At 67.3% G+C, this 22,109-nt stretch carries 21 protein-coding genes; 13 read left to right on the forward strand and 8 right to left on the reverse strand.

Translation table 11 applies throughout. The annotated features are described in order from the left end of the window. Window positions 1–46 precede the first annotated feature (46 nt). Window positions 47–940 carry a DUF808 domain-containing protein gene (locus tag E3T49_RS00430; protein WP_134422399.1) on the reverse strand — a complete coding sequence of 298 codons (894 nt, stop codon included), beginning with the start codon at window positions 938–940 and terminating at the stop codon, window positions 47–49. Between the two features lie 197 nt (window positions 941–1,137). Here E3T49_RS00430 and E3T49_RS00435 point away from each other — a divergent pair, with 197 nt between their 5' ends. The 7 genes from E3T49_RS00435 to E3T49_RS00465 all read left to right on the forward strand — a co-directional run bounded on the left by E3T49_RS00435 (window position 1,138) and on the right by E3T49_RS00465 (window position 8,018). Continuing rightward, a complete protein-coding gene (locus E3T49_RS00435) occupies window positions 1,138–1,704 on the forward strand; it encodes a PadR family transcriptional regulator (protein ID WP_134422401.1) in 567 nt (188 codons plus the stop codon). Between the two features lie 37 nt (window positions 1,705–1,741). Continuing rightward, the gene (locus E3T49_RS00440; RefSeq protein WP_134422403.1) at window positions 1,742–3,442 is read left to right on the forward strand and encodes an ABC1 kinase family protein; all 1,701 of its coding nucleotides are present in this window, start codon (window positions 1,742–1,744) and stop codon (window positions 3,440–3,442) included. 40 nt (window positions 3,443–3,482) lie between these two features. Next, window positions 3,483–3,956 carry a low affinity iron permease family protein gene (locus tag E3T49_RS00445; RefSeq protein WP_166785423.1) on the forward strand — a complete coding sequence of 158 codons (474 nt, stop codon included), beginning with the start codon at window positions 3,483–3,485 and terminating at the stop codon, window positions 3,954–3,956. Window positions 3,957–4,163: 207 nt separating this feature from the next. Next, entirely contained in the window at window positions 4,164–4,805 is a 642-nt protein-coding gene (locus tag E3T49_RS00450) for an ABC transporter permease (RefSeq protein WP_134422407.1), read from the forward strand. 46 nt (window positions 4,806–4,851) lie between these two features. Further along, complete coding sequence (locus tag E3T49_RS00455) at window positions 4,852–6,162, forward strand: ATP-binding cassette domain-containing protein (protein ID WP_241972568.1); 1,311 nt, start codon at window positions 4,852–4,854, stop codon at window positions 6,160–6,162. A gap of 110 nt (window positions 6,163–6,272) precedes the next feature. Beyond that, window positions 6,273–6,992 carry an ABC transporter permease gene (locus E3T49_RS00460; RefSeq protein ID WP_420898519.1) on the forward strand — a complete coding sequence of 240 codons (720 nt, stop codon included), beginning with the start codon at window positions 6,273–6,275 and terminating at the stop codon, window positions 6,990–6,992. Continuing rightward, window positions 6,993–8,018: a glycine betaine ABC transporter substrate-binding protein gene (locus tag E3T49_RS00465; protein WP_134422409.1), complete on the forward strand. Its 1,026-nt coding sequence runs from the start codon at window positions 6,993–6,995 to the stop codon at window positions 8,016–8,018. 154 nt (window positions 8,019–8,172) lie between these two features. Here the strand turns inward: E3T49_RS00465 and E3T49_RS00470 are convergent, their stop codons facing one another. The 4 genes from E3T49_RS00470 to E3T49_RS00485 form a co-directional block, all read right to left on the reverse strand. Next, window positions 8,173–9,033, reverse strand: coding sequence for an ABC transporter permease (locus tag E3T49_RS00470; protein ID WP_134422411.1), 861 nt, complete (start codon window positions 9,031–9,033; stop codon window positions 8,173–8,175). Then, window positions 9,030–9,974: an ATP-binding cassette domain-containing protein gene (locus E3T49_RS00475; protein ID WP_134422413.1), complete on the reverse strand. Its 945-nt coding sequence runs from the start codon at window positions 9,972–9,974 to the stop codon at window positions 9,030–9,032. Before E3T49_RS00475 ends, E3T49_RS00470 begins: the two co-directional genes overlap by 4 nt. Window positions 9,975–10,004: 30 nt before the next feature. Beyond that, window positions 10,005–10,850 (reverse strand): DUF4097 family beta strand repeat-containing protein, encoded by an 846-nt coding sequence (locus tag E3T49_RS00480; protein WP_134422415.1) that lies wholly within the window; start codon window positions 10,848–10,850, stop codon window positions 10,005–10,007. Between the two features lie 101 nt (window positions 10,851–10,951). Further along, window positions 10,952–11,440: a type II toxin-antitoxin system HicB family antitoxin gene (locus tag E3T49_RS00485; RefSeq protein WP_134422417.1), complete on the reverse strand. Its 489-nt coding sequence runs from the start codon at window positions 11,438–11,440 to the stop codon at window positions 10,952–10,954. 108 nt (window positions 11,441–11,548) lie between these two features. On the opposite strand from E3T49_RS00485, the gene E3T49_RS00490 reads away from it, so the two are divergent. Genes E3T49_RS00490 through E3T49_RS00500 form a run of 3 tightly spaced genes read left to right on the forward strand, consistent with a single transcriptional unit; the run spans window position 11,549 to window position 13,629 of the window. Beyond that, window positions 11,549–12,253: a histidine phosphatase family protein gene (locus tag E3T49_RS00490; protein ID WP_134422419.1), complete on the forward strand. Its 705-nt coding sequence runs from the start codon at window positions 11,549–11,551 to the stop codon at window positions 12,251–12,253. 9 nt (window positions 12,254–12,262) lie between these two features. Continuing rightward, window positions 12,263–12,835, forward strand: a complete 573-nt coding sequence (locus E3T49_RS00495; RefSeq protein WP_134422421.1) for a DUF3090 domain-containing protein — start codon at window positions 12,263–12,265, stop codon at window positions 12,833–12,835. A 2-nt stretch (window positions 12,836–12,837) separates the two neighbouring features. Next, on the forward strand, window positions 12,838–13,629 hold the full coding sequence (locus E3T49_RS00500; protein ID WP_134422423.1) for an SCO1664 family protein: 792 nt from the start codon (window positions 12,838–12,840) through the stop codon (window positions 13,627–13,629). A gap of 3 nt (window positions 13,630–13,632) precedes the next feature. Here the strand turns inward: E3T49_RS00500 and nrdG are convergent, their stop codons facing one another. Together nrdG and nrdD are read right to left on the reverse strand one after the other, a co-directional pair. After that, window positions 13,633–14,235, reverse strand: coding sequence for an anaerobic ribonucleoside-triphosphate reductase activating protein (gene nrdG / locus E3T49_RS00505; protein WP_134422425.1), 603 nt, complete (start codon window positions 14,233–14,235; stop codon window positions 13,633–13,635). After that, window positions 14,228–16,465, reverse strand: a complete 2,238-nt coding sequence (nrdD, locus tag E3T49_RS00510) for an anaerobic ribonucleoside-triphosphate reductase (protein ID WP_134422427.1) — start codon at window positions 16,463–16,465, stop codon at window positions 14,228–14,230. Before nrdD ends, nrdG begins: the two co-directional genes overlap by 8 nt. Window positions 16,466–16,662: 197 nt before the next feature. Here nrdD and E3T49_RS00515 point away from each other — a divergent pair, with 197 nt between their 5' ends. The 3 genes from E3T49_RS00515 to arfB all read left to right on the forward strand — a co-directional run bounded on the left by E3T49_RS00515 (window position 16,663) and on the right by arfB (window position 20,039). Beyond that, window positions 16,663–17,595: a pseudouridine synthase gene (locus E3T49_RS00515; RefSeq protein WP_134422429.1), complete on the forward strand. Its 933-nt coding sequence runs from the start codon at window positions 16,663–16,665 to the stop codon at window positions 17,593–17,595. Window positions 17,596–17,879: 284 nt separating this feature from the next. Then, window positions 17,880–19,397, forward strand: coding sequence for an HNH endonuclease signature motif containing protein (locus tag E3T49_RS00520; protein ID WP_134422431.1), 1,518 nt, complete (start codon window positions 17,880–17,882; stop codon window positions 19,395–19,397). Between the two features lie 219 nt (window positions 19,398–19,616). Next, window positions 19,617–20,039, forward strand: coding sequence for an alternative ribosome rescue aminoacyl-tRNA hydrolase ArfB (gene arfB / locus E3T49_RS00525; RefSeq protein ID WP_134422433.1), 423 nt, complete (start codon window positions 19,617–19,619; stop codon window positions 20,037–20,039). A 70-nt stretch (window positions 20,040–20,109) separates the two neighbouring features. Here the strand turns inward: arfB and E3T49_RS00530 are convergent, their stop codons facing one another. Beyond that, entirely contained in the window at window positions 20,110–21,996 is a 1,887-nt protein-coding gene (locus E3T49_RS00530; RefSeq protein ID WP_134422435.1) for an FAD-binding monooxygenase, read from the reverse strand. Between the last annotated feature and the right edge of the window lie 113 nt (window positions 21,997–22,109).

Genomic DNA, 22,109 nt, shown 5'->3' on the forward strand with positions numbered 1-22,109 from the left:
CATCCTCGTTTCGTTCGGTTGACGCGCCCGGCAGCGGGCAACGGGGTCAGGCAGCTACGCGTTCGGCCTGCTGTCGCTTGCGAAGGCGCGACACCGCGGCCAGGATGACGACGATGATCAGGCCGAGGATGAGACCGAACACGAGCGACATCGCTGTGTCGGTGACCCAGACGATGACGGGTCCGGCGGATTCGACCGCATGCGTGACGGCGTGCACGACGTCGTAGGGGCTGCTCCAGATCGTGTCGTTGAGGTTGGCGATCACCAGGTGGCCGCCGACCCACAGCATGGCGACCGTGCCGACGATGCTGATCACGCGGAACACGGCCGGCATCGATCGCACGATGCGCGCACCGGTGCGTCGCACGCGTCGTACCGAGTGCTTCATCAGCGCGAGCCCGATGTCGTCGATCTTGACCAGCAGGGCCACGGTGCCGTAGACGAGCACCGTCATCCCGAGACCGATCACGACCAGGGCGCCGAGCGTCATCCAGATCCCGAAATCGGGGTCGAGACCCGCCAGTGCGATCAGCATGATCTCCGTGCTCAGGATGAGGTCGGTACGAATGGCGCCGAAGACGAGTTTGCGCTCGTCCCGAGCTTCGGTCTCGTCAGCGTCGTGATGAACGCCGAACCACTCGGTGACCTTCTCCGCACCCTCGAAGCACAGATAGGTGCCGCCGATGATCAGCAGCCACGGCAGCACCCCCGGCGCAAAGGCCGAGAGGAGCAGTGCGAGCGGAATGATGATGACGAACTTGTTGAACACGCTGCCGAGTGCGATCCGCCACACGATGGGAAGCTCGCGCGCCGGCGACAGACCCTGAACGTATTGAGGGGTGACGGCCGCGTCGTCGATCACGACGCCCGCGGTCTTGGCGCTCGCTTTGAGAGCGGCGGTCAAGATGTCATCGACAACGGCGAGCAAGCCGACAGACATGGGGTTCTCCTCAGAGTCAGGGGCGTCGTCCTGGTGCGAGGCGACGACAACGGGGTCCACATTACCGCGTGGCCGGCTGGGTACAGGCGCTTCCCAGACGGCGGAATGAAGATGGAATTTGTTTCGCCATCAGGTTGCGAGCGATATATCGTTAAGTATCGCCGAGTCGTGGTGGCTCGAGCACTGAGGAGGACATCATGAGCGGTTCATTTATGGGTGACGGGTTCGGGGCGCGCCGGGGCGGTGCCGGCGACGGCTGGCCCAGCGGCATGTGGGACGCGATGGAGCAGCTGCGCGGACAGTTCGACCGCAAGGTCGGCACCCGGATGGCACGCGGGGATGTGCGTGCGGCGGTGCTGGCGCTGCTCGCCGAGATGCCGATGCACGGCTACCAGATCATCCACGAGATCGAGGAACGCAGCAACGGCACCTGGAAGCCGAGCCCCGGCTCGGTCTATCCCACGCTTCAGCTGCTCGCCGACGAGGGACTCATCAACGCCGAGGAGTCCAACGGTCGCAAGACCTACTCGCTCACCGACGAGGGCCGAGGTGTGGCGGATGCCGCGGCAGGTCAGGCGGCCCCGTGGGAGGCCCAGAGCACGCGGGACAGCGGCCGGGCGACCGCGCTGCCCAAGGCCGGCATCGACCTGGCCCAGGCCGCAGCCCAGGTCGGGCGCTCCGGCAGCCCGGAGCAGGTGAAGCAGGCCGTCGCCATCCTGGATGAGGCGCGTCGTAAGCTCTATTCCATCCTCGCCCAGGACTGACCGAGTGCCCGCAGCACGTCGGCATCAAGGAGAACAGATGACCGACGTCAGGAACATGCGCGCCCGCTCCCGCAGGATCCTCCGGTTCGCAGCTCGCTATCTGGTGCAGTCCTGGTGGTACGAAGTGTTCCTGCCGCGGGTCGGACTCGCCCGGCTCGCGGCACGATCCAGGCCGGCGCGCCTGCAACACATTGCGAAGCGCTTCCACGTGCTCGCGGTCGACCTCGGCGGACTCATGATCAAGGTCGGGCAGTTCATGTCGTCGCGCCTCGATGTGCTGCCGCCAGAGATCACGAAAGAGCTCGAAGGTCTGCAGGACGAGGTGCCGCCGGTGCCCTTCCCGGCGATCCGCGCCCTCGCCGAGGCGGAGCTGGGGGTGACCCTCGAGCGTGCGTTCTACTTCATCGATCCGAATCCGCTGGCGGCGGCCTCCCTGGGTCAGGTGCACCGCGCGCGGCTCTCGGCAACGGATGCGGCCGACACCGGCCTGCTCGACGTCGTCGTGAAGATTCAGCGGCCGGGCATCGGCGCCATCGTCGACGTCGACCTCAGCGCCCTGCGCCGGGTCGCCCGTTGGCTCAGCCACGTGCGCCTGGTCTCGGATCGCGTCGACATGCCCGCCCTGGTCGAGGAGTTCGCCTTCACGAGCCTCGAGGAGATCGACTACCTGCACGAGGCGGCGAGCGCCGAACGATTCGCTCAGGACTTCGCCGACGATGAGCGGGTCAGCGTTCCCGAACTGGTGTGGGAGCGAACCACCCGGCGCGTGCTGACCCTGCAAGACGTGACCGCCATCAAAATCAACGATGTCGACGCGTTGCGGGCTGCGGGAATCGACCCCTCCGACGTGGCCGACGCTTTCGCATCCGTCATGTTCGACCAGCTCTTCGTGAACGGCTACTTCCATGCCGACCCGCACCCCGGCAATATCTTCGTCACGCCGCTCGGCGGCGACGGCGCGACCGGTGGTCGGGCCTGGAAGTTCACCTTCATCGACTTCGGCATGATGGGCGACGTGCCCGACGCCCTGCGGCAGGGACTCGTGAAGCTGCTCATCGCCGCCGCGGCCCGTGACGGCAAGGGGATGGTGGACGGCATCCGTGCCGTGGGCGTGCTCCTGCCCTCCGCTGACACCGCGGAACTCGAGCGGGCGATGACGAAACTGTTCGCCCGGTTCGGCGGGATGGGCTTCGCTGAGTTGCAGGATGTCGACCCGCGCGAGTTCCGCGCCTTCGCCCTCGAGTTCGGTGATGTGGTGCGCTCGCTGCCGTTTCAGCTGCCGGAGAACTTTCTCCTCATTGTGCGCGCCATGTCGCTGACCTCGGGCATGTGCAGTTCGCTGGACCCGGCCTTCAACATCTGGAATTCCGTCGAGCCGTATTCCGCCCAGCTGATCCGCACCGAGGGCGGGAACGTGGTGCAGGCGGTCGCCAAGCAGGCCCTGTCGGCGGCGGGCGTGATCGCGCGGCTGCCCCAGCGGCTCGACAACCTCACGACACGGTTCGAAGAGGGCGCCGTCTCGGTGCAGACACCGCGGCTCGAACGCCGCCTGGTCGTCCTCGAGCGAACCGGGCGGCAGATCATCTCGGCCATCCTCTTCGCCGCCCTGCTCATCGGCGGCATCCTGCTGCGCACCGACGATGCCGCGATCGGAACGGTGCTCGTGGTCGTGTCTGCGCTCCCGCTGTTGCACGCCCTCTTCGCGGGGATGCTCGCGCGGCGCGGCCCCCTGCCGTAGTCCCGTCCGGGCGGAACACCTCATTCGTTACTGTATTTATATGACTAGTCAGCATAAGAAGCAGGATCCGGAGGGGCCGTCGGCCTCGCGGTCACGACGGGCGACCGACGACGAAGACCACGCCACGGAGCGGCGGGAACACCTGTGGAGCAGCCGACTGCTTCATCGTGTGGGTGACGCCACCTCGCTGGCCACGGTGGGGCTCGGTGTGGGAGCCGTGACGGCGCTCTGGCTGGTGGGCGGCTTCTTCGTTGAATTTCCGACGTGGTGGAACAACGTCCTGTACACGGTGACGTCCTCGATCACGCTCGTCATGGTGTTCGTGCTCCAGCACACCCAGGCCCGGCAGCAGGCCGCGACGCAGCGCAAACTCGACGAGGTGGTGCGAGCACTTCCCACCGCGAACAACCGACTCATTGCCGTCGAGGAGGCCGCCTCCGATGGGGAACTGGACGATCTGGCGCACACGAACCTTGATCACCGCAAGGAGGCGGAAACCGAAACCCAGCTATAAACCGGGCTTGATCACGTGTTTTTCTCCGGAGAGCCGGTCGGCCTGACAACTCGTGGCGGCCATTCGGGGGTGGCCGTGCGACACTAAGCTTCTACCCTCACCCAGGCTTTCAGCCTGCGTCCCCATCAAGTTCGACATCTGCGCCTCCAATTGCGCCCCTGCCGGTGGCGGTGACCCGGTGTGTTATCGACCCGAAGAGGTTTTGATGTGTGGGATTTTCTAGGTGCTCAGTATGAGCAAATCCTGTTCAGCAGCTGGCAACATTTCAGTCTCGTCGTACAGTGCCTTCTTCTGGCGACGGTCATCGCCGTTGTGCTGGCTGCCCTCGTCTACCGCAATTCCACGCTGACCGGGATCGCCAACTCGGTATCGGCCATCGGCCTGACCATCCCGTCGTTCGCCTTCATCGGACTCCTCATCGCGCCGCTCGGCTTCGGCGTCGTTCCGGCCGTCATCGTCGTGGCGTTCTTCGCCACGCTGCCCATCCTGCGGAACGCGGTCGTGGGCCTGTCGGGCATCGCCCCCTCCATCGTTGAATCCGCCCGCGGGATCGGCATGAGCCGGTTTCGCACGCTGCTTCAGGTGGAACTGCCGATGGCGTGGCCGATCATCCTCACCGGCATCCGGGTCTCCGCACAGATGGTGATGGGAATCGCAGCGGTCGCCGCGTACTCCCTCGGCCCGGGTCTGGGTGGGTTCATCTTCTCCGGCCTCTCGCGCCTCGGTGGCGCCAATTCCCTCGAGTCGGTGCTGACCGGCGTCATCGGCGTCGTCGTGCTCGCCCTCATTCTTGATCTCCTTCTCGTCGGCCTCGGCCGCCTGACCACACCTCGAGGTATCCGTGTCTGAACGCATCGCATCCACCCCCGCTGACTCAACCAGCACCGACGGTTCCATCAGCATCTCAACCGGCATCACCGGTGCGAGCATCCTGTTGGACCATGTCACGAAGCGATTCCCCGGCCAGGCGCGCCCTGCCGTCGACGGTCTCACCATGGAGATCCCGGCCGGCAAGATCGTCATGTTCGTCGGCCCCTCGGGCTGCGGCAAGACCACGACCCTCAAGATGATCAACCGACTCATCGAACCGACCGAGGGCCGAATCGTCGTCGACGGTGACGACGTGACGGATATGAACAGCGACACCCTGCGCCGAGGCATCGGCTATGTCATCCAGGCGGGGGGACTCTTCCCGCACATGACCGTCGCCACCAACATCGGCATCGTGCCGAAGATGCTCGGCTGGGACAAAGCCCGCATCGCGGCCCGCGTCGACGAACTCCTCGAACTCGTCTCCCTCGACCCGGCGCTCTACCGCGACCGCTACCCCAAGGAGCTTTCCGGCGGCCAGCAGCAACGCGTCGGTGTGGCCCGCGCCCTCGCGGCCGACCCACCCATCCTGCTCATGGACGAGCCCTTCGGCGCCGTCGACCCGATCACCCGACTGCGCCTGCAGGACGAACTGCTCAACATTCAGGAAGAACTGCAGAAGACCATCGTCTGCGTCACCCATGACTTCGATGAGGCCGTCAAACTCGGCGACTGGATCGCCATCTTCAACGAGGGTGCCCAGCTCGAGCAGTACGACACCCCGGAACGCATCCTCGGCGACCCGGCCAACGAGTTCGTCGAGAATTTCATCGGCTCCGGCGCCGGCCTCAAACAGCTCACCCTGACCCGGGTGACGGATGTCGCCCTCAGCGACGCCATCACCGGCAACCCCGGAGAACAGGCAGCGGATGTCCTCGCTCGCATCGTCGAGGCAGGCCACGGTCACGCGGTCATCATCGATGGGCGTCGCCGGCCCATCCAGTGGCTTTCGCGCCGCAAGCTGGGGCGCCTCGACGTCATCAGCGACGTTCCCGACCCGAAACTCCCGGTGGTGGGCAACCGGTCCACGCTCAATGACGCGCTCGACACGATGCTCGTCTCGAGCGCCGGGGCCGCACTCGTCACCGGCCGCCGCGACATGTTCAAGGGCGTCATCGACGTGAAGACCGTGATGGACGCCATCACGCGGTCACAGGCTGCGGCCGTGCTCGTGTCAGACCAGGCGCCGGTCGGCCTGAACACCGGCCTGTTCCAGGCGCAGACGTCTGCGGCCGAGGCTGAAACCAGTGACGCGGTTCCGAGTGAGACGGCCCCGAGCGCCACGGGCCCGGGCGAGTCCGAGGGCAGCGCCACCGACACGAGGACCGTTCAGTGAACACCCGCACGAAAGCGGAAGCCGGCATCGCCGGCGGCGACAGCGCCGTCGAACCGCCGGGCGACCCGGCAGTGCCCGCCATCCCGGTCACGCGTGCCCGGTTGGTCTGGCTGTCCTGGCGAGGACTGGTCTACCAGCTGGCCGGCATCCTGCTCGCGTTCCTCGCTCTGGTGATCTGGCTGCTGACGGCGAACCTCTCGCCGATCGAGCTCACCACCCTCGCCCCGTCCGCGCTCTGGATCTACACCCTGGAACACATCCAGCTCACACTGCTCGCCGCGGTGATCGTGTTGGTCATCGCGATTCCGCTCGGGATCGCCCTGACCCGCAGACCCCTTCGGTTTCTGACCGCTCCCGTGCTCGCGTTCGCCAACGTCGGCCAGGCCGCCCCCGCGATCGGCGTCGTCGTGCTGCTCGCATTCTGGGTCGGCTTCGGCTTCTGGGCCGCGACACTGAGCCTCGTGCTCTACGCGGTGCTCCCTGTTCTGCGCAACACCATGGTCGGCCTGCAGCAGGTCGACGCCCGCCTCGTCGAGGCCGGGCGGGGCATGGGCATGAGCTCCGCCGCCGTGCTGTTTCGCGTGGAACTCCCGCTTGCCGTTCCGGTCATGCTCTCGGGCGTGCGCACGGCTCTCGTGCTACTGGTCGGAACCGCCGCCCTGGCGACATTCGTCAACGGTGGGGGACTGGGCATCCTGATCACCACGGGCGTGAATCTCAGCCTCACTCCCGTGCTCGTCACCGGAGCCCTGCTCGTTGCGCTCCTCGCCCTGCTCATCGACTGGATCGGCCGTGTTGTGGAACACATTGCCCGCCCGAAGGGACTCTAGATGTTTCGCTCCTCGTCTCGCATCCGTCGCACGCCCCTGGGCCGCTGGGGTGTGGCCACCGGTGTTCTCGCCGTCTGCGCCCTCGCCCTGACCGGCTGCGGCCTGAAGCCGGCGACCTCGTACGTTCCCGCGGTGGGACCAGGGTCGATCACCCCTCTCGACGGGGCCGAGGGCGTCGGCCTCACGGTCACGTCCAAGAGCTTCACGGAGCAGCTGCTGCTCGGCAAGATCGCGGTGCTGGCCGGAACCGCGGCGGGATTCGACGTCACCGACCTCAGCAATCTGCCCGGCAGTCAACCGACGCGCGAGCTGCTGCTCTCCGGACAGGCCGATGTGCTCTGGGAATACACGGGAACGGCGTGGCTGACCTACCTCGGTCAGGAGGAGGCGATCGCCGACCAGGCCGAGATGTGGCAGGCCGTGTACGACATCGACATCAAGAACGGTGTCACCTGGGGCACGCCGGCACCGATGAACAACACGTTCGCCCTCGCGGTGCGCAGTGAGGCGATTCCGGAGCTCGGCGGCATCACGACCATGTCCGAACTCGCCGCGCTGCCGGTCGAGGATCGAACCTTCTGCGTCGAAGCCGAATTCAACTCCCGGCCGGACGGCATGAACCCCATGCTGGCCCACTACGACCTGGAGCGGGGCGCCGCCGCCGGCGTGCCCGACAGCAACATCGGCATCTACGACACCGGCGCGATCTACAGCGCGACCAACGACGGCGCGTGCAACTTCGGCGAAGTCTTCACCACCGACGGCCGCCTCGACGCGCTCGACCTCACGGTTCTGATCGACGACCGCGCGTTCTTCCCGGCCTACAACGTCGCTCCCGTCTTCTACAGTGAGACGCTCAAGGCCACCCCCGGTCTGGAGGAGATCTTCGCCGAGATCTCGCCCCGGCTCACCGATGAGGTGCTGCGCGGGATGAACCGGCAGGTGGACGTCGACGGTGCCGACCCGGCCGATGTCGCCTACGCCTGGATGATCGACGAGGGGTTCATCACCGACCCGGACGACTAGGAGTACCCGGCGCCGGGGCCGGGGCCGGCGCGACGGCATCCGTCGTCACGCAAAAGAGGAGATTTTCGAGAAACGCCGGTCGTGGTGGCCGGGCGAGCGGCGTGTTGCGAAAATCTCCTCAGTTAGCGCGACTTGATGTCGACGGATGCCCGGCTCAGCGCACGGACTTGCGCTCGTAGAGCGCCGTCGACCAGACGAAGCCGGCGGCCGCGATCACGACGCACCATCCGATGGCCAGCACCGGGTTCCAGCCGAGCGGAGTGCCGAGCAGCAGCCCGCGCAGGGTCTCGATGAACGGGGTGAACGGCTGGTACTGCGCAAACCACTGCAACCCGGCCGGCATCGACGCGGTGGGCACGAAGCCACTGCCGAGCAGAGGCAGGATGGTCAGCAGGAGCGGCAGGTTGCTGGCGGTCTCGACCGACTTCGATTGCATCCCCATGCCGACCGCGAGCCAGCTGATCGCAGAGGAGATGAACGCGATCAGTCCGGCGGCGGCGAGCCAGTCCACCGGTCCGGCGGTCGGGCGGAAGCCGATCAGCAGCCCCACGGCGAGCACGAGGGTGACGGCGATGATCGCCTGGATGGTGTTGCCGAGCACGTGCCCGGCGAGCACCGCCGTGCGCGAGATCGCCATCGTGCGGAACCTGGCCGTGATGCCCTCGGTCATATCCATCGCGACCGTCGTGGCGGTGCCGCCGGCTGTGCCCGCGATGGTGATCAGCAGGATGCCCGGCATCACGTAGGCAAGGTACGCCGCCCGTCCGCCGGCCGGGTCCACACCGGGCAGGCCGGCCCCGAGGGTGCCGCCGAAGACGAACAGCAGCAGCAGCAGAATCACCACGGGACCGCCGATGGTGAACATGGACAGGCCCGGGTAGCGCACCATGTGCAGCAGGTTGCGGTGCAGCATGGTGATCGAATCGGCGATGACGTGCGAGCGCCGACGGGCAGGCGACCCGCCCGGGGCATCCGGTGCCCCCGGGGACGGGCGCCGGGTGGTGATGGTGGTCATGTCTCCGTTCCTTTCGTCTCGACCCGGCCCGTGAGCGCGAAGAACACGTCATCGAGATCCGGGGTGTGGATGCTGAGGTCGTCGACCTCGAGATGGGCCGCGTCCAGGCGGGCCAGCACGGTGCGCAACGCGCCCACCCCGCCGTCGGCCGGCACGGTGAGCGTGAGCCCGGGGTCGTCCCGGTCGGACTCAGGGAGCAGGCGGGCGGCGGCGTCGAGCGCCGCGGCATCCGTGAACCGGAGCCGGAGGTGACCGCCGGGCACAAGGCGTTTGAGTTCGTCCGGCGTGCCCTCGGCGACGATGCGGCCGCCGTCGAGCACCGCGATGCGGTGCGCGAGTTCATCGGCCTCCTCGAGGTGCTGGGTGGTGAGCAGCACCGTCGTGCCGTCCGCGACCAGGCCCCGCACGATGTCCCACATGGTGCGGCGGCTGCGCGGGTCCAGACCCGACGTGGGCTCGTCGAGGAAGAGCACGCGCGGTGCCTGCACCAGGGTCATCGCGAGGTCGAGGCGGCGGCGCATCCCGCCGGAGTAGGTGGCCAGCGGCTTGCGGGCGGCCTCGACCAGGTCGAACTGCTCGAGCAACTCGGCCACGCGGGTCTTCGACCGCTGCGACCCGAGGTGGCGCAGCCGGGCCATCAGCAGGAGGTTCTCTTCGCCCGTGAGCAGGCTGTCGACCGCGGAGAACTGGCCGGTGAGGCCGATCGCGGCGCGCACGCCGTCGTGGTCGCGCCAGACGTCGCATCCGTTCACGAATGCGGTGCCGGCATCCGGTTTCAGGAGCGTGGAAAGGATGTGCACGGTGGTCGTCTTGCCGGCGCCGTTCGGGCCGAGCAGAGCGGTCATGGTGCCCGCCCTCACGGTGAGGTCGACGTTGTCGAGCACGACCTTGTCGCCGTAGGACTTGCGGAGCCCGTGGACGTCGATCGCTGGACTGGTCATGGGTCGTTCCCTTCGCTCAGGCGCCCTCGGTCATCGCGAGCGCTGGATGCTGATGTTGCCGAACTGGGTGCGTGCACGCACGGCGACGGTCTGCTCGGATTCGGCGGGAGCGGTGTCGCCGTCGAGTTCGTTGCGCACATGCCCGTTTTTCGAGGACAGGTCGAGCCAGGCAGGCACCCCGGGGCGCACGCCGATGGTGACCTGGCCGAAGCCGCTCTCCACTTGGATGGAACCGCTGGAAACCTCGTGCAGCTGGATGCTGCCGTAGGCGGTGGCGGCCGAGACGGAGGAAAAGGCCCTCACGATCTCGAGGTCGCCGTAGGAGAGCTTCGCGTCGAGCTCACCGCCGGCGTCGCCGACCGTGATCGAGCCGTGCGACGCCTTGAGGAGCGCGTCGCCGGTGACCGTTCCGATGCGGATCTGCCCGTGATCTGCCGTGATCTCGACCCCGCCCTCCGCGGTGCCCAGGGTGGCGTTGCCGTGGCCGGCCCGCAGCCACAGGTCGCCGGTGGCGCCGACCTCCACCGGGCCCGTGGAGCTCTTGATCCGGGTGGCGCCGAGGCGTCCGATGGAGCGGAGGCCGCCGACGGCGATCTCCGCAGTGAGCCGAGAGCCGGTCGGCAGCTCGACCTGGATATCGACCGATTCGGTGGGGCCGATGAAGCTGATCCGCGGTCGCGGACCCGTGATCGTGAGCCGCTCGCCGTCGAAGGCGACCTGGGTTTCCTCCGCGCCCCGGCGGTCGACAGCCTTGGCGGGGTTGGTGGGGGACACGGTCACAACCGTGTCGGCGCGGTCGCCGGCGACGACCACGATTTCGCCGACCTGCAGGTTGATGGCCAGGTCGATGGGGGTAGGGGTGTTGTAGGTAGGCATGCTGGCGCTTCCCTTTCTGGGTTCGTGCGTGAAGGTGTGGAGGTACGGTGGGCGGACCCCGCGGCTGGGCGGGGCTGGTGCGTCTGATGGAGCCGAGCGGTTTAGCGCGCCCAGCCCGCGAAGTTGTCGCCGGTGCGCCGGGTGCGCTGCGCAGAGCGTCGTTGTTTGGGCTGGAGTGCGGCGGCAACCGCACGCACCAGCCAGGTGTTGACGGACAGGCCGTCAGCCGCCGCCGCCTCGTCCACTCGCGCCTTGAGGGCGTCCGGCAGGCGCAGCGTCGTGCGCGAGGTGCTGGCGTCGTCCAGGTCGACGGATGCCGCGGGCCGCTCCTCGCTGTCCGGTTCGGTGTTCGGGAGTGCCACCACGAACTCGATCTCACGCCCGCGCAGGCGCAGGTCGACCGATCCGGGGGCAAGGTCACGGGTGATCTCGCCGGCCGCGGCCGACAGCACGTCGAGGAGCACGAGCCGTGCGGCGGCATCCAGCCCGGCGGCGATGCGCTCGGCGACGACGCGAGTGTCCTCGGCGCCGTTCGCCGCGGCATCCGTCAGGTGTCGCTGCAGGTCGTTCACGTACTGTCCGAGTTCCATGTCACCATAGTGACACCAGAGTGGTGTCACGTCAAGCGATTATGGTGTCACTCGGGTCGAATTGTTCCGACGGCGGGCAGCGCCCACCTGCCTGTCTAGGCTGGACCCATGGCCACAGTCATCCTCGTGCGGCACGGCCGCACCACAGCGAACGCCACCGGCCTGCTGGCCGGACGCACCCCCGGGGTGCGCCTCGACCAGATCGGCCAGGACCAGGCGGCCCTGATGGGCAAGCGTCTGGCCGTGGTGCCGCTGGTCGGCGTGGTCACAAGCCCCCTGGAGCGCTGCCGGCAGACCTCACGGTTCATCCTCGACCACCAGTCCGGCTCGCTCGTGACGCCGGTGGAGGAGGGCATCACCGAGTGCGACTACGGCGACTGGCAGGGCAAGGCCCTCGGCGACCTCGCGAAGGAACAGCTCTGGTCGACGGTGCAGGCCCAGCCGTCGGCCGTCACGTTCCCGGGCGGTGAGTCGATGGCGACCATGCAGGCCCGGTCGGTCGCCGCCATCCGTCGTCATGACGCGGTGTTCGAGGCCGAGCACGGCCCCGGAGCGGTATGGGTGGCGGTCAGCCACGGTGACATCATCAAGTCCGTTCTGGCCGACGCGCTCGGCATGCACCTCGACCTCTTCCAGCGCCTGGAGGTGGGCCCGGCATCCGTCTCGATCGTGCGCTACGGCACCAGCCGGCCGAGCGTGCACGCCATCAACACGGATGCCGGCGACCTCTCCTGGCTCGGCGCCGCCGCCCCACCGACCGACGCGCCCCTCGGCGGCGGTTCCGGTCAGGCGCCGCACACCACCGTCGCCTAAAATACCGACATGCCCACAATCGTCCATGAGTTCGCCTGGCCGGATCGGATCGTCGTCGGCACCATCGGTCTGCCGGGTTCACGCACGTTCTACCTGCAGGTGCGCACCGGAGCTCAGATCGTGAGCATCGCCCTGGAGAAACAGCAATCCGCCCTGCTCGCCGAGAAGATCGACGAGATGCTCGACCAGCTGATGAGCCACGAGGGCAACCCGTTCAGCATCCCGACCAGCACTCCCATCGAGCTCGTCGACAACGACCCGCTGGATCAGCCGGTCTCCGAGGAATTCCGCACCGGCGGAATGAGCCTGGGCTGGGACCCGTCGACCGTGCAGGTCGTCATCGAGGCCTATCCGCTCGTGGAAGTCGACCCGGGCGCCGAGGATGTGCCGGACGAGGACCTGCTCGATGCGATCATGGTGGAGCCGGAGGAGATGCTCCTGGTGCGGATGCCTGTCGGCACCGCCCGGGCCTTCGCGAAGCGCACCCGCGAGGTGGTGGGTGCCGGCCGCCCGCTCTGCCCGTTCTGCGGCGAGCCCATCGACGTCGAGGGACACGTCTGCACCCTTCCCGGCAGCCTCTGATGATGGCCGATGCGCCCCTCGGCGACGGGGAGCGCAGCAGCGACCTCGACGGCGAGCTCGAACTGACGGGCCGCATCACCACGGCCTCGAACGCGACCTTCCTGGGCAGCATCGGCGACGTCACGGTGGTCTACAAGCCGGTCGCCGGCGAGAATCCGCTCTGGGATTTCCCCGACGGTGACCTTGCCGGCCGGGAGGCGGCGGCCTACCTGGTCTCCCAGGCCTTCGGCTGGAACGTCGTGCCGCTCACCTGGCTGCGGGACGGCCCGATGGGGCCGGGGATGGTGCAGCTCTGGCAGGACTCCGATCCCGATCAGGCGGCCGTCGACCTGGTCCCCTGGGAGGCCGCGCCGTCACCGGGCTGGTGCCGGGTCTTCGACGGGCGGGACGAGCACAATCGTGCCGTCACCCTCATCCATGAGGACTCGGCCGCGCTGCGCCGGATGGCCGTGTTCGACGTGGTGGTGAACAACGCCGATCGCAAGGGCGACCACATCCTGGCGATGCCGGACGGCCACCGGCACGGCGTCGACCACGGACTCACCTTCCACGCCGAGCACAAGCTGCGCACCGTGCTCTGGGGCTGGCTGGGGGAGGAGCTCACGGCGGAGGAGCTCGACGGGATCGACCGGGTCAGCGCGCAGCTGGCCGGTGAGCTCGGCGCCGCGCTGGCCGGGTTGCTCACCGAGGTCGAGATCGCCGCGCTGGCCGCACGCTGCGACCGGCTCCGCGCCGACGGCTGCTTCCCGGCCCCGCGCGGCGACATGCCCGCCGTGCCCTGGCCGCTGTTCTGAAGGCTAGATCAGGGCCCGCTTCTCGATCTGCTCATAGCGGCTGGTCGCATCCTTCAGACTGCCCCACAGCGTCACCTGTCCGGAGCGCAACGACGCCTTCACGTCGATGATCCGCTGGTTGCTGCTGCCCCGGAACTGCAGGCCCGGATCGCGCCTGGCCTGCTCGAACCGGCCGTCGACCAGGATGTCGATGGAGCCGAGCAGGGCGAGCTTGTCCTCACTCTCCAACAGCAGCTCCTCGAACGTGTAGCCGGTCCAGCACCACACATCCTTCGACGTGCCGAGTTCCCGGCGCACCCGGTCGAGCAGCGCCAGACACACCCCGGTGTTGAGGAACGGCTCCCCGCCCAGAAGCGTGAGGCCCTGCACATATTCCTGGCCGAGGTCGGCCAGGATCTGGTCCTCGAGCTCCTCGGTGTACGGCTGCCCGTAACGAAAACTCCAGGTGGCCTCGTTGAAGCAGCCCTCACAGGCGAAGAGGCACCCGGACAGGTACAGGCTGCACCGCACCCCCTCGCCGTCGACGAAGACGAAGGGCTTGTAATCGCCGACGTGCCGCTGACTCAGCTTCTCCGAGAGCCACTCGCCGGGCTGGGGGTTACGCATCCTCGGCGACGGATGCGGAGGCATCCGCCCCACGGATGCCGGTCGCCCCGGCCATGTGCTTGACCCGGGAGGTGATCTCCGTGTGCCGGCCGTGCACCATGGGGCGGGCCTGCGGGTTGCCGAGGTACCCGCAGGTGCGCTTGACGACGTCGCAGGTCATCGGGTCGGAGTTGTGGCATTCGGGGCATTCGAACCCGCGCTCGGTGGCGTCGAAGTCGCCCGAGAAGCCGCAGGCGTAGCACCGGTCGATCGGAGTGTTGGTGCCGAGGTAACCGACGCGGTCATAGGAGTAATCCCAGACGGCCTCGAGGGCCTTGGGGTTCTGCTGCAGGATCGGGTACTCGCAGTAGTGGATGAATCCACCCGAGGAGAACGTCGGGTAGACCTTCTCGAAGTCCAGCTTCTCAAACGGCGTCGGGTTCTTGCGCACGTCGTAGTGGAAGCTGTTGGTGTAGTAGTCCTTGTCGGTGATGTTCGGCACGGAGCCGAACTTCTCGGTGTCGAGGCGGCAGAACCGGTCGGTCAGGCTCTCGCTCGGCGTCGAGTACACGCTGAACTGGTAGCCGTACTCGTTGCTCCACGCCGTGGTGCGCTCGTGCAGGGTGCGCAGGATGTCGATGGTGAAGTCCCGCGCCTCGGTGTTCGATTCCCAGTCGCCGCCGTAGAACGCCGCAGCCACCTCGTACAGGCCGATGTACCCCAGGGACACGGTGGCGCGCTTGTTCTTGAAGAGGGTGTCGACGGGCTGGCCGGCATGGAGATGCTGGCCGAAGGCACCGTAGACGTAGAGGATCGGGGCGTTCTGCGGGGTTGCCTCCTTGCACCGCTCGATTCGGAAGAGCAGGGCGTCGCGCGCCGTGCTCACCCGTTCGGCGAGAATGCTCCAGAACCTGTCCTTGTCGCCGGCGGCCTCCAGGGCGATCCGGGGCAGGTTGAGCGTCACGACGCCGAGGTTCATCCGGCCCTCGGAGACGTCGTTGCCGTTCTCGTCGGTCCAGCCCTGCAGGAAGGAGCGGCAGCCCATCGGCACCTTGAAGCTGCCGGTGAGTTCGACGATCTTGTCGTAGTTGAGGATGTCCGGGTACATCCGCTTGGTGGAGCATTCCAGCGCCAGCTGCTTGATGTCGTAGTTCGGGTCGGTCGAGTCGAGGTTCAGGCCCCGCTTGACGGTGAAGATCAGCTTCGGGAAGATCGCGGTGCGCTTCTCGCTGCCCAGCCCCTCGATCCGGATCTGCAGAATCGCCTTCTGGATCTCGCGCTCGAACCAGCTGGTGCCGAGTCCGAAGCCGAGCGAGGTGAAGGGAGTCTGACCGTTCGAGGTGAACAGGGTGTTGATCTCGTATTCGAGGCTCTGCATCGCATCGTAGATGTCCTTGAGGGTCTTCTCCTCGGCGTAGGACTGGTGCAGCGTCTCGTCCGCGATCCACTTGCGGGCGTCGGCCAGGTGCTTCTCGAGGTTTCTCTCGGCGTAGGGGGCGAGGACCTCGTCGATCCGGTTGCCCGAGCATCCGCCGTACTGGGTTGAGGACACGTTCGCGATGATCTGGGAGATCTGCGCCGTCGCCGTCTGGACCGACCGGGGCGGGTCGACGTCGGCGTTGCCGATGCGGAAACCCTGGCTCAGCATCGTCTTGAAGTCGATGAGGCAGCAGTTGGTCATCGGCGCATAAGGGTGGTAGTCGAGGTCGTGGTAGTGCAGGTCGCCCTTCTGGTGGGCGTTGGCCACGTGCGGGGGCAGCATTTTCAGGCCGATGGCCTTGCCGACGGCTCCGGCGGTCAGGTCGCGCTGGGTGTTGAAGACATCGCTGTCCTTGTTGGCGTTCTCGTTGACGACCGACTGGTCTTTGCTGATTAATTTGACGATCGAATGGTTAATGTCCGTGGCTTTGCTGCGTGCGAAGTCCCGCTGGATGCGGTAATTGATGTAGGCCTCGGCGGCGTCGTATTCCTTGCTGTCCAGCAGGGCGTGTTCCACGATGTTCTGCACCTCGTAGATCTTTATATCGACCGTGAAGCGGGAGGCTATCTCACGATTGACACGAGCGACCAGATCGCGGATGGTGCGGTGCGTGAGCGGGGTCAGTTCGCCGTCGACCTCCGTGAAGCTCTTGGCCAGTGCCGCGTAGATGCGGGCGTCATCGAAGGCGAGCCGGCGGCCATCCCGTTTGGCCACCATGAGCGTACTCAGAGTGTTCCCCGTCGTGAGGGTTCCTGCGCCGGGATCATCCATTTTCAACACTCTGTGCCATCTCCTTGGGTCAGCACCCACGACATTCGGGCGGGGGGTTGAGCCGGGCGAAGGAACCATATCTAGTGGTTGGGGTGTGATCTACATACTACCTGTGGTGGTTGGCGGTCGTTCGCTGCGGCTCGCCGTCAACACGTCCCCGTTGGCGGGCCGGCTGCGGGGCGACGTACGATCAGTGCATGCCACCGCCGTCCCCGTTGCCCCGGCGCCACGGGCTCGAAGCCGCGTGGGTGTGCACGCCGGAGCGGGATCGCGAGCGGCCGCATCCGTGGCCGACCATGGGAGCCTGGCTGCTCGAGCGTCTTGCCGGGTTCGTGGACGTCGCCGGGTTTCTGGCCGACGAGCGCTTCGTCTATCAATCGGGCACGCCGGTCGTCGGCGACGACCCCTACGGCCCGTACACCTTCGTCTGGTTTCACCGCGATCTCGCCGAGGAGACAGTGGTGCCCGGGATCATCCACGTGGTGCATCAGGATGCCCGCCTCGTTGTGATCGACAAACCCGCCTTTCTCTCCAGCATCCCGCGCGGCCGGCATGTTGTGCAGAGCGTGGTGGTGCGCCTGCGTGCCGAGTTGGGACTGCCCGAGCTTTCACCGTTGCATCGCCTGGATCGGGTGACGTCGGGACTGCTGGTCCTGGCGACGGAGCGACGCTGGCGCGGGGAGTATCAATCGATGTTCCAACGCGGTGAGATCGACAAGACCTATCGTGCGCTGGCTCCGCTGCGGCCGGATCTGGAGTTCCCGGTCACTGTGCAGAACCACCTCGTCACCCGGCGGGGTCAGTGGCAGGCCGAGGTGACCGACGAGCCGGCCAATGCCGAGTCGCTGATCGAGCTGGAGACCGTTCTGCAGGGCACGGCCGTCTATCGGCTGACGCCGCGCACCGGACGCACACACCAGCTGCGGATGCACATGCTGGGCCTCGGCATCCCCATCGTCGACGACCCGCTGTACCCCGTCGTTCTGCCCGTCGCGATCGACGATTTCACCCGGCCGCTGCAACTCCTGGCCAGTGCGGTGGCTTTCACCGATCCGATCGACGGGGGAGCGCGCCGGTTCGAGAGCGTGCGCATGCTGCCGCTGCAGGCCGAGGTGGGCGCCTGTGGTTGAGCCTGTCGGAACCCGGTGGTTGAGCCTGTCGAAACCCGGTGGTTGAGCCTGTCGAAACCCGGTGGTTGAGCTTGCCGAAACCCGGTGGTTGAGCCTGTCGAAACCCGGTGGTTGAGCCTGTCGAAACCCGGTGGTTGAGCCTGTCGAAACCCGCCCGAACGCCTGGTGCTCGCGAGAACGGATGTCCGCGCGCGCCGCGCGCACGTCGACGCTCAGAACAAATTACTTTCGATGTCTATTCGAAAAGTATTGACTCTAGTCTCGAACACGTTTACTATTGAGGCATGGCAGGAGCCCCCACTCCGCACCACCCCACCGCCTCCACCCAGGCGGTGACTTCCCTCGTGCAGCAGCTCCAGCAGGCGCGTGATCTGGCCGCGTCCGTGCTGGACTCGGTCTCCTTCTCCTTGCTGAACGAGGCGGATGCGATGGCGGTGCTCGGCACGGTCGAAGATCTGGGGCGTCGGGTCGATGCTGCGAGGGTCGCCTCCGCCGCCGACATTTCGGTGCGGTCCCGCCGCATCCTCGGCCACGACTCGTTGGCCTACAAGAACGGGGCCTCCAGCGGTACCGACCTGATCACCCGCTTGGCCCTCATCTCCGCCCGGGAAGCGACCCGGCGGGTGCGGCTGGGCGACAACGTCACCCCGCGCCTGGCCGGCACCAGCGTGTTGCCGCCGTACTACCCGGCCGTGGCGGATGCCCTCACCGCCGGTGATCTCGGTGTCGACGCGGCCGAGAACATCGTCACGGCCCTCGACAAGATCGCCGCCCGGGTCGCACCCGACGACCTCGGCACCGCCGAGCGGGCTTTGGTCGGAGCTGCGACCGGGGCCGTCACCGAGGAAACCGTCGGGCTTCCCGGCGAAGGGTTCGCGTTCCCCGCCGATCTGGTGCGCGGCATCGCCACGCAGTGGCAGGCCCGCCTCGACCCTGACGGTACCGCCCCGAACGAGCCCGTCGCCGAGGCCCGCAGCACCGTCGGGTTCGGGCTGTTCCGTGACGGCCTCTACCCTTTGCGGGGCGGGGTCACCCCTGAGCTTCGCGGCATCATGAACGGCATCTTCGACACGTATCTCTCCGCCCATGCCGCGCCGGCGTTCCCCACCGAAGAAGAGCAGGCGCGCATGGACTCGGGTCAGCTCATCCCGGGTGCGGAAGCCGCGGCCCTGAGCGACGATCGTAACGGCGGCCAGAAGCGCGCCGACATCCTCCGCGGGGTGTTCGAGGCCGCCACCCGCGACGCGGGAACCCCGACCATGGGCGGTGCGGCGCCCACGGTCATGATCCACGTGAACCAGGCCGACCTCGCTGCCGGCCGCGGTGTGGGCTGGATCGACGGCGTCGACGCTCCCGTCTCGCTGAAAACCGTGAAGCAGGCCCTCTGCGCGGGCGGGTTCCAGGAGATCCTGTTCGGCGAGAACAACGAGGTCCTCACCCTGAGCACCGAGAAACGTTTCTTCAACCGGGCCCAGCGCCGCGCCATCGCCGCCCGCGATGGGGGCTGCGCCATCACGGGCTGCACCGTGCCCGCAGCCTGGTGCGAGGTGCACCACGTCATCCCCTGGTACCAAGGCGGGAAAACCGACATCGGCAACGGGGTGTTGCTGTGCTGGTACCACCACCACAGCATCGACACGTCGGGCTGGGAAATCCGCATGATCCGCGGCAAACCCGAAGTCAGGGCACCGTACTGCTACGACCCCACCCGAATCTGGCGGCCCGCGGGAGCACATCGGGCGGGGGCTGGTCCCGGGTCTCGACAGGCTCGGTCTCGACAAGCTCGACCAACGTCGACGTGAGTTCCCGGGGGCAGGTCGCCTGGGTCTCGACAGGCTCGACCAGCGTCAGCGTGAGTCCTTGGGGTCGGGTCGCCTGGGTCTCGACAGGCTCGACCAGCGTCAGCGTGAGTTCTTGGGGGCGGGTCGCCTGGGTCTCGACAGGCTCGACCTCGGGCTGGTCCACCGCCTGTCCGGGCGGCTCAGGCCGCCACTGCCAGTGGAACGTGCCACTCTGGTCACATGGATCTGGAGGTGTCGCCCGCGCTCACCATCCCCGAGCGCGAACTCGGCTGGAGGTTCTCACGGTCGTCCGGACCGGGCGGCCAGCACGTCAACACGTCCGACAGCCGCGTCGAACTCTTCTGGAACGTCGCCGAGTCGTCGACACTGTCCGACGACCAGCGGATGCGCCTGCTCGCCCGCCTCGCCAAGCGTCTTGTCGACGGCGTGATCACCGTGACGGCATCCGAGCGGCGCTCCCAGCTGCGCAACCGTGAACTCGCCCTGGCGAAACTCGCCGATCTCGTGGCTGCGGGTCTGGCTCCCGACGCGCCTCAGCGCCGCCCGACCAAACCCACCCGGGGTTCGGGCCGGCGGCACCTCGCCGCAAAGCAACAGCGCTCGGCCACCAAGAAACAGCGCCAGCGGCCGTCCGCCGAATAGCCGCGCTGCCGCGCAGCTGCGAGGCCGAGTAGCCGCGCAGCCGATTAACTAACCTCCCTGGGCAGTACAGCTAGCGCAGCACCAGCAGCATCTGCCGGAAGAAGGCGGCCAGCTCAGCGGTCGCCGTCAGAGGCAGAACGGCCGCCACGTACATGTCCGGGCGCACCACCACGACGGCACCCCCGCGGTCGATGCCGCGCAGCTCGAACACGTCGCTCTCCGGGTCGGTCGCGTAGAGCTTCTCGTAGTCGATCAACTCGTACGGGCCCGTTATCGGCAGGAACGCGCGGGGCACACGACCAAGATCTACGCCGGTGTGCTCCTGCTGGTACACGACCTTCACGTCGAAGACACTGTCGATGTCGGTCCCGCCGGGGGTGTGCGCGAGCAGCGGCGACTCCGGCGACGTCTGGATCCACTGGGCCCAGTCGGACAGCGCCGATGCCTCACCGGATGCCGCGGCATCCGCGAACGCATACACGCGCCACCGGCCGTCGGCCCGGTGGTGGTGCCCGAGTTGCACGGGATTGGCGTCAGCGACGCGCACCACCGGTGCGGACTTGAAGCGCTTGCCGAGCGGGAACCCGGTCGCCAGACCCTGGTGGGTGGCCTCGCCGATCAGCATCGACGGCGGGTACTGCGTCATGAAACCGGACGGGAACTCGGCGGTCTGCGTGTAGAACTCCTCCAGCGGAACCTCGAGGTCCTCCGACTTCGTCGCCATCAGGGTCGACCAGGTCTTGTCGAAGTCGATCAGGTTCTTCGCGATCACCTGGCGCTCGGCCGAGTAGGTGCCCAGCAGGGATTCGGGGCTGCGGCCCTCGAGCACATGGCCGAGCTTCCAGGCCAGGTTGAAGCCGTCCTGCATCGACACGTTCATGCCCTGGCCGGCCTTGGCGCTGTGCGTGTGGCAGGCGTCCCCGGTGATGAAGACCCGCGGCATCCGGGTGCCGATCTCTGCGGGGAGGACGTCGTCGAACCGGTCGGTGAGGCGGTGGCCCACCTCGTAGACGCTGTTCCAGGCGACATTCTTCACGTCGAGTGTGTAGGGGTGAATGATGCCGTTCGCCTTGGCGATGATCTCGTCGATCGTGGTCTTGCGCACGGCGCCGTTGTCGTCGGCGGCCACCTCGCCCAGGTCGACATACATGCGGAACAGTGATCCGCCCTCACGCGGAATGAGCAGGATGTTGCCGCCCGACTCGGACTGGATGGCGCACTTCAGGCGGATGTCCGGGAAGTCCGTGACCGCGAGCACATCCATCACGCCCCAGGCATGCCGGGCCTGGTCGCCGGCGAGCGTGCAGCCGATCGACTCGCGCACGGCACTGCGGGCACCGTCGGCACCCACCACGTACTTGGCGTGCACGACGCGCTCCTGGCCTGCCCGCTCCCCGGTGGTGTGCACGAGCGTCACCGTGACGGGGTACTCACCCTCATCGGTGTTCACCAGGCGGCGGAAGTCGTAGCCGAAATCCGGTTCCATGCGCGTGGGGGAATATGCCATGACCTCGGCGAAGTAGTCGAGCACGCGCGCCTGGTTGACGATCAGGTGCGGGAACTCGCTGATGCCGGTGGGGTCGTCCACGGCACGGGCCGAACGGATGATGCGGGTCACGTCCGTGGGATCCGGCGTCCAGAAGGCCATCTCCGTGATGCGGTAGGCCTCGGCGATGATGCGCTCCGCGAAACCGAAGGCCTGGAAGGTCTCGACGCTGCGCGCCTGGATGCCGTCGGCCTGCCCGATCGCGAGGCGCTCGCCCCGGCGCTCCACGATGCGGGTCGTGATCCCGGGGAACTGGGAGAGCTGGGCGGCGGTGATCATGCCGGCCGGCCCCGTGCCGACGATGAGCACGTCGACGTTCTCGGGCAACTCGTCGGGGCGGTCGATTCCCACGCCGGCGGCGTCATGGATGCGGGGATCGGTGGACACGTATCCGTGGTGGTGGAACTGCACGGCTTCCTCACTTCTTTGTGGGCTGCGTTGGCGCGAGCGTGTTCGATAATCGAACACGAAGTTCTATTATCGCTTGTTGGATCATATATCATCCTGGCGTCCAGGACCAGATC

Source organism: Cryobacterium cryoconiti, assembly GCF_004403065.1.
In the GTDB taxonomy this organism is placed as follows: Bacteria; Actinomycetota; Actinomycetes; order Actinomycetales; family Microbacteriaceae; genus Cryobacterium; species Cryobacterium cryoconiti.

What these genes read in the sequence shown, in the direction of transcription:
- E3T49_RS00465 (WP_134422409.1), top strand. Translation starts at nt 6,993, where the DNA reads ATGTTTCGCTCCTCGTCTCGCATCCGTCGCACGCCCCTGGGCCGCTGG.
- E3T49_RS00480 (WP_134422415.1), bottom strand. Translation starts at nt 10,850, where the DNA reads ATGCCTACCTACAACACCCCTACCCCCATCGACCTGGCCATCAACCTG.
- E3T49_RS00485 (WP_134422417.1), bottom strand. Translation starts at nt 11,440, where the DNA reads ATGGAACTCGGACAGTACGTGAACGACCTGCAGCGACACCTGACGGAT.
- E3T49_RS00515 (WP_134422429.1), top strand. Translation starts at nt 16,663, where the DNA reads ATGCCACCGCCGTCCCCGTTGCCCCGGCGCCACGGGCTCGAAGCCGCG.
- nrdD (WP_134422427.1), bottom strand. Translation starts at nt 16,465, where the DNA reads ATGGATGATCCCGGCGCAGGAACCCTCACGACGGGGAACACTCTGAGT.
- E3T49_RS00520 (WP_134422431.1), top strand. Translation starts at nt 17,880, where the DNA reads ATGGCAGGAGCCCCCACTCCGCACCACCCCACCGCCTCCACCCAGGCG.
- E3T49_RS00490 (WP_134422419.1), top strand. Translation starts at nt 11,549, where the DNA reads ATGGCCACAGTCATCCTCGTGCGGCACGGCCGCACCACAGCGAACGCC.
- E3T49_RS00440 (WP_134422403.1), top strand. Translation starts at nt 1,742, where the DNA reads ATGACCGACGTCAGGAACATGCGCGCCCGCTCCCGCAGGATCCTCCGG.
- nrdG (WP_134422425.1), bottom strand. Translation starts at nt 14,235, where the DNA reads ATGCGTAACCCCCAGCCCGGCGAGTGGCTCTCGGAGAAGCTGAGTCAG.
- E3T49_RS00430 (WP_134422399.1), bottom strand. Translation starts at nt 940, where the DNA reads ATGTCTGTCGGCTTGCTCGCCGTTGTCGATGACATCTTGACCGCCGCT.
- E3T49_RS00470 (WP_134422411.1), bottom strand. Translation starts at nt 9,033, where the DNA reads ATGACCACCATCACCACCCGGCGCCCGTCCCCGGGGGCACCGGATGCC.
- arfB (WP_134422433.1), top strand. Translation starts at nt 19,617, where the DNA reads ATGGATCTGGAGGTGTCGCCCGCGCTCACCATCCCCGAGCGCGAACTC.
- E3T49_RS00475 (WP_134422413.1), bottom strand. Translation starts at nt 9,974, where the DNA reads ATGACCAGTCCAGCGATCGACGTCCACGGGCTCCGCAAGTCCTACGGC.
- E3T49_RS00445 (WP_166785423.1), top strand. Translation starts at nt 3,483, where the DNA reads ATGACTAGTCAGCATAAGAAGCAGGATCCGGAGGGGCCGTCGGCCTCG.
- E3T49_RS00495 (WP_134422421.1), top strand. Translation starts at nt 12,263, where the DNA reads ATGCCCACAATCGTCCATGAGTTCGCCTGGCCGGATCGGATCGTCGTC.
- E3T49_RS00500 (WP_134422423.1), top strand. Translation starts at nt 12,838, where the DNA reads ATGGCCGATGCGCCCCTCGGCGACGGGGAGCGCAGCAGCGACCTCGAC.
- E3T49_RS00435 (WP_134422401.1), top strand. Translation starts at nt 1,138, where the DNA reads ATGAGCGGTTCATTTATGGGTGACGGGTTCGGGGCGCGCCGGGGCGGT.